15 protein-coding genes are annotated in these 14,194 nt (G+C 32.8%); 9 read left to right on the plus strand and 6 right to left on the minus strand.

Annotation, left to right across the window (positions count from 1 at the left end; translation table 11 throughout):
* The first annotated feature begins 14 nt into the window (after positions 1–14).
* From rsmI to ABD939_RS08775, 3 genes are read left to right on the plus strand one after another with little or no spacing between them, the layout of a single operon-like run.
* Positions 15–686, plus strand: coding sequence for a 16S rRNA (cytidine(1402)-2'-O)-methyltransferase (gene rsmI / locus ABD939_RS08765; RefSeq protein WP_345167138.1), 672 nt, complete (start codon positions 15–17; stop codon positions 684–686).
* 22 nt (positions 687–708) lie between these two features.
* Positions 709–2,289, plus strand: a complete 1,581-nt coding sequence (locus ABD939_RS08770) for a family 20 glycosylhydrolase (protein WP_345167141.1) — start codon at positions 709–711, stop codon at positions 2,287–2,289.
* Between the two features lie 3 nt (positions 2,290–2,292).
* Positions 2,293–2,865 (plus strand): uracil-DNA glycosylase family protein, encoded by a 573-nt coding sequence (locus ABD939_RS08775; RefSeq protein WP_345167143.1) that lies wholly within the window; start codon positions 2,293–2,295, stop codon positions 2,863–2,865.
* On the opposite strand, the gene ABD939_RS08780 is transcribed toward ABD939_RS08775, so the two are convergent.
* Together ABD939_RS08780 and ABD939_RS08785 are read right to left on the minus strand one after the other, a co-directional pair.
* Positions 2,859–3,065, minus strand: a complete 207-nt coding sequence (locus tag ABD939_RS08780) for a hypothetical protein (protein ID WP_345167145.1) — start codon at positions 3,063–3,065, stop codon at positions 2,859–2,861. The two genes, ABD939_RS08775 and ABD939_RS08780, sit on opposite strands and share 7 nt — an antisense overlap.
* Positions 3,066–3,422: 357 nt before the next feature.
* Positions 3,423–4,013: a carboxymuconolactone decarboxylase family protein gene (locus tag ABD939_RS08785; RefSeq protein WP_345167148.1), complete on the minus strand. Its 591-nt coding sequence runs from the start codon at positions 4,011–4,013 to the stop codon at positions 3,423–3,425.
* Between the two features lie 221 nt (positions 4,014–4,234).
* On the opposite strand from ABD939_RS08785, the gene ABD939_RS08790 reads away from it, so the two are divergent.
* The 3 genes from ABD939_RS08790 to ABD939_RS08800 are packed head-to-tail and all read left to right on the plus strand — an operon-like array spanning position 4,235 to position 7,656.
* Positions 4,235–4,657, plus strand: coding sequence for an OsmC family protein (locus tag ABD939_RS08790; protein WP_345167152.1), 423 nt, complete (start codon positions 4,235–4,237; stop codon positions 4,655–4,657).
* Between the two features lie 35 nt (positions 4,658–4,692).
* Positions 4,693–6,384 carry a single-stranded-DNA-specific exonuclease RecJ gene (gene recJ / locus ABD939_RS08795; RefSeq protein ID WP_345167155.1) on the plus strand — a complete coding sequence of 564 codons (1,692 nt, stop codon included), beginning with the start codon at positions 4,693–4,695 and terminating at the stop codon, positions 6,382–6,384.
* Positions 6,385–6,387: 3 nt separating this feature from the next.
* A complete protein-coding gene (locus tag ABD939_RS08800) occupies positions 6,388–7,656 on the plus strand; it encodes an MFS transporter (RefSeq protein ID WP_345167158.1) in 1,269 nt (422 codons plus the stop codon).
* Here ABD939_RS08800 and ABD939_RS08805 read toward each other — a convergent pair.
* Positions 7,653–8,405 carry a UDP-2,3-diacylglucosamine diphosphatase gene (locus ABD939_RS08805; protein ID WP_345167162.1) on the minus strand — a complete coding sequence of 251 codons (753 nt, stop codon included), beginning with the start codon at positions 8,403–8,405 and terminating at the stop codon, positions 7,653–7,655. The two genes, ABD939_RS08800 and ABD939_RS08805, sit on opposite strands and share 4 nt — an antisense overlap.
* A gap of 156 nt (positions 8,406–8,561) precedes the next feature.
* Between ABD939_RS08805 and ABD939_RS08810 the strand changes: the two genes are divergently transcribed.
* Together ABD939_RS08810 and ABD939_RS08815 are read left to right on the plus strand one after the other, a co-directional pair.
* On the plus strand, positions 8,562–9,440 hold the full coding sequence (locus ABD939_RS08810; RefSeq protein ID WP_345167165.1) for a helix-turn-helix domain-containing protein: 879 nt from the start codon (positions 8,562–8,564) through the stop codon (positions 9,438–9,440).
* A 92-nt stretch (positions 9,441–9,532) separates the two neighbouring features.
* A complete protein-coding gene (locus tag ABD939_RS08815; protein WP_345167168.1) occupies positions 9,533–10,408 on the plus strand; it encodes a nuclear transport factor 2 family protein in 876 nt (291 codons plus the stop codon).
* A 272-nt stretch (positions 10,409–10,680) separates the two neighbouring features.
* Here the strand turns inward: ABD939_RS08815 and ABD939_RS08820 are convergent, their stop codons facing one another.
* The 3 genes from ABD939_RS08820 to ABD939_RS08830 form a co-directional block, all read right to left on the minus strand.
* On the minus strand, positions 10,681–11,136 hold the full coding sequence (locus ABD939_RS08820; RefSeq protein ID WP_298340975.1) for a 6-pyruvoyl trahydropterin synthase family protein: 456 nt from the start codon (positions 11,134–11,136) through the stop codon (positions 10,681–10,683).
* A gap of 135 nt (positions 11,137–11,271) precedes the next feature.
* Positions 11,272–12,606 carry an MATE family efflux transporter gene (locus tag ABD939_RS08825; protein WP_345167174.1) on the minus strand — a complete coding sequence of 445 codons (1,335 nt, stop codon included), beginning with the start codon at positions 12,604–12,606 and terminating at the stop codon, positions 11,272–11,274.
* Positions 12,603–13,103: a GNAT family N-acetyltransferase gene (locus ABD939_RS08830; RefSeq protein WP_345167177.1), complete on the minus strand. Its 501-nt coding sequence runs from the start codon at positions 13,101–13,103 to the stop codon at positions 12,603–12,605. Before ABD939_RS08830 ends, ABD939_RS08825 begins: the two co-directional genes overlap by 4 nt.
* A 58-nt stretch (positions 13,104–13,161) precedes the next feature.
* Between ABD939_RS08830 and ABD939_RS08835 the strand changes: the two genes are divergently transcribed.
* A complete protein-coding gene (locus ABD939_RS08835) occupies positions 13,162–13,956 on the plus strand; it encodes a universal stress protein (RefSeq protein WP_345167179.1) in 795 nt (264 codons plus the stop codon).
* Positions 13,957–14,194: the final 238 nt, after the last annotated feature.

The following is a 14,194-nucleotide window of genomic DNA, read 5'->3' on the forward strand; positions in this document are numbered from 1 at the left end:
AATATAACATTTAAATGAGTAAACTCTTTATAGTACCCACTCCAATAGGTAATTTAAAAGACATCACTTTTAGAGCCATTGAAGTTTTAAAGCATGTTGATTTAATTTTAGCTGAAGATACCCGAACCTCAGGGAAACTTTTGAAGCATTTTGAGATAACAACCCACATGCAATCGCATCATATGCATAATGAGCATAAAACGGTTGAAAGTATTATTCAAAAATTAAAATCAGGAACATCAGTAGCATTAATAAGTGATGCAGGAACACCAGCCATTTCAGACCCTGGTTTTTTACTCTCCCGTGCTTGTATTGAAAACAATATAGAAATAGAGTGTTTACCTGGAGCTACGGCATTTGTACCAGCATTGGTAAATTCTGGATTACCAAATGATAAATTTGTGTTTGAAGGCTTCTTACCTGTTAAAAAAGGGCGTCAAACAAGACTAATACTACTTGCTGAAGAAACTAGAACCATAATTTTTTACGAAAGCCCTCATAAATTAGTAAAAACTCTAGGACATTTTTGTGAGTATTTTGGAGAAGATAGACAGGTCACTGTATCCAGAGAATTAACCAAATTGTATGAAGAAACCGTTCGCGGAACAGCTAAAGAGGTTTTAGAATATTACACCAACAAACCACCTAAAGGAGAGATTGTTGTTGTGGTTGGTGGAAGAAAATAGATTAAAGGTTTAATTTTTCAATATGAATTTATTTACTAAAAGAATTGCTTTATTATTATCAATTCTAGTTTTAATTGCGTGTAATAAAGAGACCAAAATTCCAGTTCTAAGTTTTGGGAAAACAGATTTGACTGCAGAAAGTATAATTCCAAAACCACTAGAAACAGAATCAACAAACCAAGGCTTTTCTTTAGATAAGCATACAACAATATCTATTTCTGAAAAAACGGATGATTTAATAGGTTTAGTTGGATTCTTATCTGAGAAAATAAAATCTAAAACTAATCTAGATATTTCATTGGCTGACCCTGAAATTTTTCAAAAAGGAACAATAATTTATATTGAAAAAACGAATGATTTAGAATTAAAAGGAGAAGAAGCTTATGAGTTAAATATAAATCAAGATTCACTTATTTTAAGTTCTAGTCATGCTTCTGGGCTTTTTAGAGGCTTACAAACAGTTAGACAGATTATCCCTGAAAAAAGTAATGATACTATCACAACATATAAAACTTGGCCAATCCCTACTGGAAAAATAAAAGACAAACCTCAATTTGAATACAGAGGTTTTATGTTGGATGTATCTCGTCACTTCTTTAGTGTTGAAGATGTTAAAAAACATATTGATTTACTCGCATATTATAAATACAATTACTTACACCTTCACCTGTCTGATGACCAAGGTTGGAGAATCGAAATAAAATCTTGGCCTTTATTAACTAAAGTAGGCGGGAGTACTGAGGTAGGTGGTGGATCAAGTGGGTTTTATACTCAAGAGGATTATGTGGACATCGTAAATTATGCTGCAAAACATCATATTACTATAATTCCTGAGATAGACATGCCTGGTCATACCAATGCAGCATCGGTGTCTTACCCGAAGCTAAACGGAAACGGTAAAACACCAGAGCTTTATACAGGAACACGGGTTGGAATGAGTACTCTTGATACAAGAAAAGATGAGGTATATACATTTATTGATGATGTTGTCAAAGAGATTTCTGCGATTACTCCAGGTCCTTATTTTCATATCGGTGGTGATGAGAGTCATGTAACTAAAAAAGTGGATTATAACTACTTTGTAGAAAAAGTTGAAAAAATTGTACAGCAACATGGTAAGCAAATGATTGGCTGGGATGAAATTGCTACTGCAAATATTAGCTCCAGTTCTATTTCGCAATTTTGGAGAAGTAAAGAGAATGTACTTTTGGCTGTAGAAAAAAACATGAAGATTATTTTATCTCCTGCTAAGAAAGCCTATTTAGATATGAAGTATGATAAAGAATCTAAATATGGGTTAACCTGGGCTGGAGAGATTCCAGTTGATACGGCTTATATTTGGACACCAGAGAATTATGAAGAAATTCCAACAAAAAACATTCTAGGAATAGAGGCGCCTCTTTGGTCTGAAACTATTACTAATTTGAACGAATTACAGTATCTTGCTTTTCCTAGAGCTATTGGTTACGCAGAACTTGGATGGAGTAAAAGAGAAAATCGTGATTGGGAAGACTATAAAAAACGTTTAGCTAATCAAACGGCTTTTTTAAATCGTATGAATGTAAAATACTATCCATCTTCACAAATTAAGTGGCAAAAATAAATAATGCAAGATTTATTACAAGATATAAAGCAATGTACCATTTGTAAAGAACACCTAATTTTAGGCCCAAGGCCTGTAGTTTCTGCACATCCAGAATCTAAAATTGTTATTATTGGTCAAGCACCAGGAACAAAAGTGCATGCTTCTGGAGTGCCTTGGGATGATGCAAGCGGCAAACAATTACGTAAATGGTTGAATGTTACGGATGAAGACTTTTATGATGAAAAAAAGTTTGCCATAATCCCTATGGGGTTTTGTTATCCAGGAAAAGGAAAAACAGGCGATTTACCACCACGACCAGAATGTGCACCTCAATGGCACAAACCTCTTTTTGATGAACTTAAAAATGTAGAACTCGTTATTTTAATAGGTATGTATGCCCAAAAATATTACTTAGGAAAGGCCGCGAAAAAAACCTTAACGGAGACGGTTGGTAATTTTCAAGAATATTTGCCTAAATATTTGCCTTTACCACATCCATCGCCTAGAAATAGATTTTGGTTGACTAAGAATCCTTGGTTTGAAGTTGAGGTTTTACCAGAGTTAAGGGAGAGAGTTAAGAATTTAATTCATTGATTTTTTTCAGAACAGTTATCTTTTTTAAAAACTTTTAAATAATCTGTTTTAGAGTTTTTTTCATATTCTCCCATTGATCTTATACTAGATTCATTTATTTCTTTTAGTTGGGAAATTCTAAAAGATTTACCAACTTCCATTGTAATTACAATTAAAAGTATAGTGATTAGAGTTGCGAATATAATTTTTAATTTTTTCATAATATGTCTAATTTCAAACTAAAGTAAATCAGTCTTTTGGATTGGTTTAAGACATGAAAATTTACCCTAATGATTATTTCAACATTCAAGCTACAAAAAAGGGTGACTTAGTAAAAGGACAACTGGATTCATCATTTAATAGTTTGATTATCAAATACCTGAAAAAAAATAGTTAGGTTGAAATAGATAGAAGTATATTGTAAACTTCCTACTATTAATTACTTAACAAAATATATATAGGACAATTTTCGAAAAAAAAATTTTGTCCTAAATGAGAAAACCTCCCCATTTCTGGAAAGGTTTTATTCTAATATATCTAAAAGCGAAGCGCTCTAAAAATCTAACAATCTAAAAGGTCTAACTATGCTTCCCCTTTTCCCAACCGTGCTTACCTAAATACTGCTCACCACTTTCAACAGCACCACCTTCAATAGAGGTTCCCATGCTATCATTCCATCTATTGAGATAACCAAACAACGAAATTACTCCAAGCATTTCAACAATTTCGCCTTCATCCCAATGTTCATATAAACGTTTTTTTATTTCCTCATCAACACCGTTTGGTACTTGAGAAGCTTGCAATGAAAAATCTAAAGCAGCACGTTCTGCTTCGCTAAAGGCTGGATGTGTTCTGTATTCCCAAATATTATCTAATTGCTCTTGTTCAGCTCCATAGCGTTCAGCAGCACGAATAGCATGGGCTTGACAATATCTGCAACCTGTTGAGTTACTAGATACCCAAGCAATCATACGTTTTAAAGCAGATGTTACTCTGCCTTCATTGGCCATAACTGCTTTATTCAAGTTAATAAATGCTTTGCTTATAGCAGGTCTGCGTTGCATGGTTAATACCGAGTTTGGACAAAACCCTAAGGTTTCATTAAAGAATTCGGCAAGTTTTTTGGTTTCTAAATCGTGGTCGGCAGATAGTGGTGTTACTAAAGGCATATTTTGTTTTTTAATTTATGAACTGATTTCAGCCTTTTACATTTGCTAAAAAATTATCATTTTTCGCCCACTTTTCAGCTTTTTATCATTCCGTAGCGCTGCTATGGAAATTTAAAATTTTTTTAATTGGACAAAAACTAACTAATTTTCGCTTAAACGTAAAAAGTTAAAATCAGTTCAGTATTTTTGAAGTTACAAGTTAACAAAAAATAATTCAGAAAATGTCAGTTAAAGTAACAACAACATGGTTAGGGAATATGCGGTTTGAAAGTACAAATCCATCAGGCCTCAATTTATTTATTGATGCAGGAGAAGAGAATGGAGGAAAAAGTGAAGGCTATCGCCCAAAAGCATTAATGCTATCTGGTTTAGCGGGTTGTTCGGGTTTAGATGTCGCTTCTTTAATTAAAAAAATGAAGTTAGATGTTGACGATTTTAAAATAGAAATTGAAGCCAATTTAACAGATGAACATCCAAAGTATTATGATAAAGTAGCAATGCATTTTCATTTTTACGGGAACAACTTAAGCGAAAATAAACTTCAAAAAGCGGTAGATTTATCTATCGAAAAATACTGTGGTGTTATGGAAATGTTTCGTCAATTTTCAGAGTTGGAAATAGAAACCCACTTTCATAATAAATAAGCATTAGTTTTCCCTTTCGGAAATTAAAAGGACATATGCGTTGGACCATAAAACCAAAACCAGAAACTAAAAAAGTTGAAGCTTTACAAAAAGCACTTCAGGTTGATACTACTGTAGCAACTTTACTTTTACAACGTGGTATTGAAACTTATGAAGATGCCAAAACTTTTTTCCGACCAAGTTTAAACGATTTACATAATCCATTCTTAATGAAAGATATGGATATAGCTGTTTCTAGAATTCAGGAAGCCATAACTAAAAACGAGAATATATTGGTTTATGGGGATTATGATGTAGATGGCACAACTTCAGTTGCTTTAATGGCCACGTATTTAAAAACTAAATCTGAACATATTGCAACCTATATTCCAGACCGATATGAAGAAGGTTATGGCGTTTCTTTCAAAGGAATTGACTTTGCAAATGATAATGATTTCACACTTATTATTGCCTTAGATTGTGGGATTAAAGCTCATGATAAAGTTAATTATGCGAGAGAAAAAGGAATAGATTTTATTATTTGCGACCACCACAGACCAAGTGAAAATATTCCAAATGCTGTTGCTGTTTTAGACCCCAAAAGAAAAGATTGTGAATATCCGTATAAAGAACTTTGCGGATGTGGTGTTGGTTTTAAACTCATTCAAGCACTAGCGTCTAAAGAAGGAAAAACGACTGAAGATTTAGTTAGTTATTTAGATTTGGTAGCCACAGCAATTGCCGCAGATATTGTTCCCATTACAGGAGAAAATAGAGTTTTGGCATATTTTGGAATGCAGGTTATTAATGAAAATCCACGTGTTGGAATTGCTGCAATTATTTCTGAAATTAAAAAAAAGGAATTAACCATTACCGATGTCGTTTTTATTATTGCGCCAAGAATTAACGCAGCCGGACGAATGAAACATGGGTATTATGCTGTAACACTTTTAACAGAAACGAACCCAAGTTTAGCAAAAGAATATGCATCCGAAATAGAAACTTTTAATACCGATAGGCGTGATACAGATAAACAAATTACAGAAGAAGCTCTTCAACAAATTAAAGAACAAAAAGAACAGGAACGCTTTACTACTGTTGTTTATGACGAAAATTGGCATAAAGGTGTTATTGGTATTGTGGCTTCTCGATTAACAGAAACCTATTACAGACCTACTTTGGTTTTTACAAAAAGTGGCGATAAGCTAGCAGCATCTGCACGCTCAGTATCTGGTTTTGATGTTTATAATGCTTTAGAAAATTGTAAAGAACATATTGAGCAATTTGGCGGGCATAAATATGCCGCTGGATTAACCCTTGCAGAAGAAAATTATGAAACGTTTAAACAGGCCTTTGAAGATGAGGTTTGTAGAACAATTGATAAAAATTTATTGTCGCCTGAAGTTAAAATAGATATGAAGATTGATCTTAATCAAGTCGATGATAAACTTATGCGAATCATAAATCAGTTTCAACCTTTTGGACCAGGAAACATGACACCCGTTTTTATGACTGAAAACTTGAAAGATACAGGATATGGTAAATGTGTTGGAGAAGATAAAACACATTTAAGATTAACTGTTAAGCAGCCAGAATCAAATAGTTTAGTTTGTATAGGTTTTGGTATGGGAGATAAACTAGATATTATATCTGATAGAAAACCTTTTAAAGCAGTTTATTCAATTGATGAAAATGAGTGGCAAGGACAAGTTAGTTTACAACTAAAATTAAAAGATATAAAAGCATAGTTTATGCCGAAAAACGACCCATACGCAGCGTTACGAATAAAGGAATTTAATATTTTTTTATTATTACGGTTATTTTTAGTTTTTGGTTGGTCTATGCAATTTATTGTTATTGAGTGGCAAGTTTATAGTATTACTAAAGACCCATTATCACTAGGAATAATTGGTCTCATGGAGATTATTCCAGCATTTACTATGGCGTTATTTGCGGGTCATATTGTAGATCAAAAGGAAAAGAGAAACCTGTTTGCGTTGTGTATTGCTGCTTTTTCTCTTATAAGTTTAGGGTTGTTTTTATTAACCACGGAGGATGTTACAGCAAACTGGTCTACAAATTCTATTTTATATGCTATTTATGCCTTGGTATTTTTTGGAGGTTTTTTGCGTTCCTTTTTTGGGCCTATTATTTTTTCTTTAGTGGCTTTAATTGTGCCCAAAAAAATATATCCAAATGCAGCAACATGGAGTACCAGTACTTGGAAAACGGCAGCAGTTTTAGGGGCACTATTTGGTGGATTTTTTATAAGTTGGATTGGTGTAGATAAAACCTTATGCGTTGTTTTTGTTTTGGTGCTAATTTCATTTTTTCTGGTTTTTTTAATAAGCAAGAAACCTATTTTGAATAAAAAAATTGGCGAACCTGTTAAGGAGAGTTTAAAAGGAGGCATTCGGTTTGTATTTCAAAATAAAGCCATTTTAGGAGCTTTGACCTTGGATATGATTGCCGTTTTATTTGGAGGCACTGTAGCTATTCTCTCTGTTTTTGCCCAAGATGTTTTAGAAGTAGGAAGCGAAGGTTTTGGTATACTTAATGCATCTATTTCGTTAGGAAGTATAATCACCATGTTTGCAACTACGTACATTCCTATTAGTAAAAATACAGGTAAAAAATTGCTCATATCTGTATTTATATTTGGTGTAAGTATAATAGGTTTTGGCTTATCTAATATCTTTTGGTTAAGTGTGCTGATGTTATTTATTAGTGGTGCTGCTGATGGTATTTCTATGATTATTCGTCAGACTATTTTACAATTAAAAACACCTGATGATATGCGTGGGCGCGTATCTTCCGTTAACTCCATGTTTGTTGGATCATCCAATGAGTTGGGGGCCTTTGAAAGTGGTTTAGCAGCCAAATTAGTTGGTCCTGTTGCCGCAGTTGTTTTTGGTGGCACCATGACGTTAATTACTGTTTTTACTATTGGTACGAAAAACCCTGTACTTCGAGATTTGGATTTAACTGAAGATATGTATGCTAATGAGATAGAGGATTAATACTCTTTCAATTCTAAAGTTTCCCCATCAAAAACACCATAAGTATAATACTGAATCCAGTCGCCTAAGTTGAGGTATTTTGAGTTTTCATTCAGTGTTATGTCTAACGGTAAATGTCTGTGACCAAATATAAAGAAATCGCGATGTTTGTCTTCTAGTTTGCGTTTACAATACTGCACAAGCCATTCGTTTTCTTCACCCAAGAATTTGGCATCATCATCACCAGAAATGAGTTTGTTTTTTACTGAAAAATATTGTGCAATCTTCATTCCAATATCTGGATGCCCCCATTGAAAAATCCATTTAAAAAACGGATTTGTAAATACTTTTTTTAAACGCTTGTAGCCTTTATCTCCTGGGCCTAAACCATCACCATGACCTATAAAAAATGTTTTATCATTAAAGGTAAATTCTTTGGGTTTGTGGTAAACGGGAATTCCTAATTCTTCTTCAAAATACCCATTCATCCATAAATCATGATTACCTACAAAATAGTGAATAGGTATTCCGGAATCTGAAATTTCGGCTAGTTTGCCAAGTGTTCTTGTAAATCCGCGAGGAACCACAGTTTTATATTCAAACCAAAAATCGAATAAATCGCCCAAAAGAAAAATAACAGCAGCGTCGTGTTTTATTTCATCTAGCCAAGCGACAAATTTTTTTTCGCGAGGATAAGAGGCTTCTTTGGTTGGCGCACCTAAGTGATTATCAGAAGCGAAATATATTTTTTTTCCTTTTGGAATTTGCATGCGTAAATATACTAATTCCTTTGCATGCAGGAATCTTTGCTTTTAATATTTATAAACTGTTTTATATGGTTTGACTTTGTTAGAAAAATTAGCGAACTTCGTTTAACATTGATATAAAACATTAAAACGATTTCATATCATGTCGTTGTAGGTAATATGACCAAAGACATTCCACATATCAAATTTAATGCTTCTACAACCGAAAATTTTGGGTTTGAAATTCTTCCAATTGAAAAAATCGCCAGAGAAAAGGAAAAGTACAATCATAATCCTGAATTACCACACCAACTCAAATTTTATAATTTGATTTTTTTCACAAGTGGTTCAGGAAGGCATTTTATTGATTTTAATTGGTTCCCAGTACAAGAAAATAGTTTGGTTTATCTGACAAAAGAGCAAGTTAATGCATTTGATTTTTCAGCTAACTTAAACGGTTTTTGCATCATATTCACAGAGCAATATTTTGTTAATTGCTTTTCTAATTTACCTGAAGATTTTGTATTTCGATTGTTCAACCCACAATTGTTTTCCCCAATTCTACGAATTCCAAAACTATCTGATTTCAGAACTTATTTCAACCTGCTACAACAAGAATTTAGTAGCACAGAATCATTCAATCAGAAATCAATTATTGAATCCTTATTTGTTATTCTTATTTCAAAAGCAGAAGATTTAAAGCAGAATCAAACCTTTCATATAAAGGATAATTCAAAAATCAAAGTTTTTCAAAAATTTACTTCGTTAATTGAAACGCATTTATCAAAAAGTAGAAGTGCTGATTTCTATGCCCGAGAATTAAGCATCACATACAAACACTTAAACGTAATCTGTAAAGAGCTGGTAAACAAAACAGCGAAAACCGTAATTGACGATTTTATAATTCTTCAAGCAAAAAGAAATCTAATTAATTCAAGCCTAAAGATTACAGAATTAGCTTATAAATTAGGTTTTGAAGACCCAACAAACTTTTCAAAATACTTCAAAAAACATACGAGTTTAACCCCAAATTCTTTCATAAAATCTATTTCAAAATAGGAAAGGTTCGATTTTAACCATTTTTATTCCGTTTTCAATCTTTCGATAACACAAGAGTTGTTTCACCTTTGTATCAAATAAAAATCGCAGAAATGAAACAAATAGTAGTAACAGTTGCAACAGTACTTTTAATTGCTTCTTGTGCAAAAAACCACAAAGAATCAAAAACAAATAACACAGAAAAAATGGAATCAAAAACAGAATTAACAAACAAAGAAAAATCAGCCGCATTGCTAGAAAGTCTTGAAAATGGAGACAAATCAACCATTGCATATATTAATCCAACAAACTATAAACAGCACAACCTTGGTGTTGCTGATGGTTTAGAAGGTTTTGGTGCGGTATTGCAAAATGCACCGGAAGGTGGTTTTAAGGCTAACGTTGTTCGTTCTTTTCAAGATGGAGATTACACCTTTTCACAGACTATTTACGACTTCTTTGGGCCTAAAGTCGGATTTGATATATTCAGATATGAAAATGGGAAAATTGTGGAGCACTGGGACAATCTTTCTCCAATAGCAGATGTAAACCCAAGTAACCGAACTCAAACGGACGGAAGTACTACTGTAACAGATTTGGACAAGACCAAAGCGAATAAAGAAATAGTCAAAGGTTTCGTAAATACTGTTTTAGTAAACGGTGATTTTGATAAAATGGGAAACTTTTTTGATGGAGATACTTATATTCAGCACAACTCGATGATTGGAGATGGGCTATCAGGATTAGGTAAGGCTCTTGAAGAAATGGCAAAAAATGGAGTTACAATGGTTTATGAAAAGAATCATATTGTATTAGGGGAAGGCAATTTTGTACTTGCTGTTAGTGAAGGGCAGTTTGCAGGAAAACATACTTCTTTTTACGATCTATTTAGAATTGAAAATGGAAAAATTGCTGAACATTGGGATGTCATGGAAACAATTGCACCAACTACTGAACATAAAAACAGTAATGGGAAATTCAACTTTTAGTACCTTCAACAATGTATAAAAACAAAAGCGGTTCGGGTGCAAACTCGAACCGTTTTTGCGTTTAATTAAGTATATTGCTTTTCGAAAAGTTATTGATTATAATCTGCTACTTTTCATATATAAACCGTTAAACGAACCTATTTAAAAAAGCAAAAGCTTTGGTTTAAAAAATATGATAGCAAATTAACCCGCGTTAGGGATTGAAGCGGCATCCTTTTTTGCCACTAAAAGCAAAAAGATATAGCCGAAAGCCCGACCCTTGTGGTAACGCCCTAATTGTTTTCGTAAGCAAACCACTCTGCAAAAGAGGTGTCTGTTTCTTGAAGTTTTAAGGAATGTAATTTGATGTGTTTTGGAAGTCTTTTGTCTATTTTCTCTGCAAAGTCTATAACCATCATTTCGCTGGTTGGTTGATAATCAACCAATAAAACATTGTGCCCACGATCTTGCAACTCTTTAGCTAACTCTACATGAGGTGTGTTTTTATTGAATACAGTAGCGTGGTCGAATACGTTTACAATTTCTTCTTTCACAATTTTTTTTAAATCGCCAAAATCTATTACCATTCCAAATTTTACGTTGGTATTATCTGTTATGGGTTTACCAATAACGGTTACCGAGAGTTTGTAGCTATGCCCGTGTACATTTTTGCATTTTCCGTCGTACCCGTAAAGGGCATGCCCGGTTTCAAAAGAGAATTGTTTTGTGATGCGAATGTTGTTTCCCATTATCTTCTTTTTCTTTTATTGACGAAATATACGATGATTAAAACTAGACCTAGTATTAGAAATAATCCGTTTCCGCTAATGAATGACATAATATCCATACTGTGATTTTTTTAATGTCTATTTACTGGCCCAAAGTTAAGTTTTTTGCGCAAGCGGTATAAATATTTTCCTGAATTTTATAATTAATGGAATACCTCGTGCTATAATCCAAATGGTAATAGCAATAAATATGGCATGGAGTTTATGGTTTAAACTATCTAACCAAAATAAAACAGGGATAAAAACAAGAAAGGTTGAAAATAAAAGCACGTTTCTTAGGTATTTCATTTTTCCTAGACCTTTAAAAATACCATCGAAAATAAAAGCCAAAGTACAGAGGGGTTGCATAACGAGTACAATCCAGAATACGTTGTAAAAGGCTTTTAATACTTCTGGTTCTTTGGTAAAAATACGCCCGATAGGATAATAAAATATTGCGCCTATAATGCCTAAAATAATACCTATAACTACACCGTATTTTATGAGTTTATTACTTAGTATTATTAAAGTTTTATAGGCTTTTGCTCCAAATAGTTTGCCCGATAAAATGTTACCGGCGCTTGCGTAACCATCAACTATAAATGCTCCTAAAAACCATAAGTTAATAGCTATGGTATAGGCTGCAATATATTCTGCACCGTAGCTTGTTGCAAATGCGCTAGCGTAATACAACGTAACGTTTAGGGCAATGGTTCTAACAAAAAGATTTAGAATCATTAAAATAAATCGTTTTATTTCTGGATTAAAAGGAAAGGTTGGTTTTAATGGGATGCTTGTTTTTTTAAGAAGATAAAACGCTGAAAAACCTGCCATTAATATTTGAGCAATAACACTAGCGTATGCTGCTCCCTCAATATGCATTGGTGCTAAAAAACCTTCTATTCCATAAACTAAAACAATGTCTAAAACAATATTTGATGCGGCGCCAATAATAGCAATTATCATTGGATAATAGGTATTTTGCAACCCTCTAAATGCTCCAAAAACGGCAATGGTAAATAGTGTAAATGGAAACCCTAACACTCGTATTTTATAGTAAATAACTGAATAATCTAAGATTAAATCGGAGGCATTATAAAGTTTAAAAATCTGTTTTGCTATGGGATATGTTCCAAAAATAATAAGAATACTAAGTGAGGTAATTATAAAAATAGCCTGAGCTGGAAGGTTTTTAATGTTTTCTAGTTTATTAGCACCAACATATTGAGATACAATAGAAGAAATGGCACTTCTGGTTTGCCCTAAAACCCAAATAAGCATAGATATAAATGTGGTAACTATACCAACGGCAGCTAACGATTCTGTTGCGTTTATATCTATATTACCAATTATGGCAGCATCCGTTAATGATAAAATAGGTTCAGATACTCCAGAAATTAATGCTGGAATAGCCAGTTTGTTTATATGTTTTAAACTGATATTTGTATTCACAAGACAAGTTCATAACAGTGAAATGGATGTTCACTTTGTTTTGGGAAGTAGATATTGCCAAGTTTTTTATAGCCACGAAGTTCATAAAACTTTTGATTTCTTTTGTTTTGTGAAAACGTATCTAATCGAACAGATTGATAATTATTTTTCTGTGCATAATCCTCAGCAAATTGCATGAGTTGTTGGGCAAAACCTTTGCCTTGTTGATCTGGATGAACAGCTAAACGATGAATATAAATATTTTTTTCATTAGGTGTTAACCAAGAGATTGGAATATATTCCTCGTCCATAAACGTTGAAACTGTTACACAACCTATAATCTCATTTTCAATTTCTAAAACGTATAATTCGCCTCGATTAGCATCTTTTATAAAGGGATTTTTATTAGGGTAGAATTCGTTCCATTGAAAAATATTTTTTGTAATCATATAAGCAGCACATGCTTTTGTGACTTTAAGAATATTGTCGATATCTCCGTGAGTTCCTTTTCTTATCATTTAAATGTTTTACTTTTGCTTCAAATTTATTGTAAATTTAGTTTTAAAACTTACAAGTATGAAGAATATTTTAGTTCCTGTTGGGTCATCCAAAAATGCACTATGTCATTTACAGTACGCTGTTGATTTTGCTAAGTATGTTGGTGCTAAACTTTTTGTAGTTCAAGTCTATAATGTTTACACTAAGGCGGGAACTATGATAAAAGTTGATCGAATTATTGAAAGGGAAAGCAAAGCTTTTTTGAATGATTTGGTGTCGCAAATAGACACTAAAGGTGTTGAAGTTGTTGTTAAAACCTTAAAAGGAAATTTGATTGATACTTTGGAATTAGCTTGTAAAGCCGCAGATGTAGATTTAGTTTTGGTTGAACCTAGAACCAATTCTATTAAAGATGAAGTGTATTTAGGAAAAACATCGGGCAGAATTATTAAACAAATGGATGTTCCTGCACTTATTGTTCCTGAATGTTATAAATTTTCTAAACCTAGTAGTATTTTAATGGCCATTAAATCGGCAATTATCAAGAAAAAAGGTGTTTTGAATCGCCTTGCAGATTTTAAGGATAAATTTGATGCTAACGTTGATTTATTGTTGGTTAAAACTCCATTTCATAATGAAGGCGATTTTAATATTAACAAAGAGCTTTCAGGTATGGTAAAGAGTATTACTGAAACTGAAAACGCAACGACGTTTCAAGGTGTTTTAGAACATTTTCAATCTCATAATCCTGATATGTTGTGCGTAGTGAGACGTAAACGTGGTTTTTTTGCTAAGAAATGGGAAAAGAATACTATTTTAAAAAAAGATTTCCATAGCAGTATTCCAGTATTAGTTTTAAGCGGATTGAAATAATAAATGAGTATTTAGATTAGTTAGCTGTAGGGCGCTAATAAATAATATTTTTTTATTCATTTTTTTTTATTTCATTTGTTGTACTAAAGCTTTTACCATAGGAGCTATTAGCTGAACAAATTGAAACATGTTTATAAGTTCGGTCTTTTGAAAATTAGGAAGTCATATTCAAAAGAAGCTTACAGAGTAAGTAACCGAAATTTAAAGCTAACTTCCGTTTTAAAAAATTTATCTACGC

The sequence above is a fragment of the Algibacter aquimarinus genome (assembly GCF_039543265.1).
GTDB lineage: Bacteria > Bacteroidota > Bacteroidia > Flavobacteriales > Flavobacteriaceae > Algibacter_B > Algibacter_B aquimarinus.

Bases quoted from the DNA above. Each gene is read 5' to 3' on its own strand.
- ABD939_RS08780 (WP_345167145.1), bottom strand. From the start codon at position 3,065: ATGAAAAAATTAAAAATTATATTCGCAACTCTAATCACTATACTTTTA.
- ABD939_RS08775 (WP_345167143.1), top strand. From the start codon at position 2,293: ATGCAAGATTTATTACAAGATATAAAGCAATGTACCATTTGTAAAGAA.
- rsmI (WP_345167138.1), top strand. From the start codon at position 15: ATGAGTAAACTCTTTATAGTACCCACTCCAATAGGTAATTTAAAAGAC.
- ABD939_RS08805 (WP_345167162.1), bottom strand. From the start codon at position 8,405: ATGCAAATTCCAAAAGGAAAAAAAATATATTTCGCTTCTGATAATCAC.
- ABD939_RS08770 (WP_345167141.1), top strand. From the start codon at position 709: ATGAATTTATTTACTAAAAGAATTGCTTTATTATTATCAATTCTAGTT.
- ABD939_RS08790 (WP_345167152.1), top strand. From the start codon at position 4,235: ATGTCAGTTAAAGTAACAACAACATGGTTAGGGAATATGCGGTTTGAA.
- ABD939_RS08800 (WP_345167158.1), top strand. From the start codon at position 6,388: ATGCCGAAAAACGACCCATACGCAGCGTTACGAATAAAGGAATTTAAT.
- ABD939_RS08835 (WP_345167179.1), top strand. From the start codon at position 13,162: ATGAAGAATATTTTAGTTCCTGTTGGGTCATCCAAAAATGCACTATGT.
- ABD939_RS08785 (WP_345167148.1), bottom strand. From the start codon at position 4,013: ATGCCTTTAGTAACACCACTATCTGCCGACCACGATTTAGAAACCAAA.
- ABD939_RS08815 (WP_345167168.1), top strand. From the start codon at position 9,533: ATGAAACAAATAGTAGTAACAGTTGCAACAGTACTTTTAATTGCTTCT.
- ABD939_RS08830 (WP_345167177.1), bottom strand. From the start codon at position 13,103: ATGATAAGAAAAGGAACTCACGGAGATATCGACAATATTCTTAAAGTC.
- recJ (WP_345167155.1), top strand. From the start codon at position 4,693: ATGCGTTGGACCATAAAACCAAAACCAGAAACTAAAAAAGTTGAAGCT.
- ABD939_RS08820 (WP_298340975.1), bottom strand. From the start codon at position 11,136: ATGGGAAACAACATTCGCATCACAAAACAATTCTCTTTTGAAACCGGG.
- ABD939_RS08810 (WP_345167165.1), top strand. From the start codon at position 8,562: ATGACCAAAGACATTCCACATATCAAATTTAATGCTTCTACAACCGAA.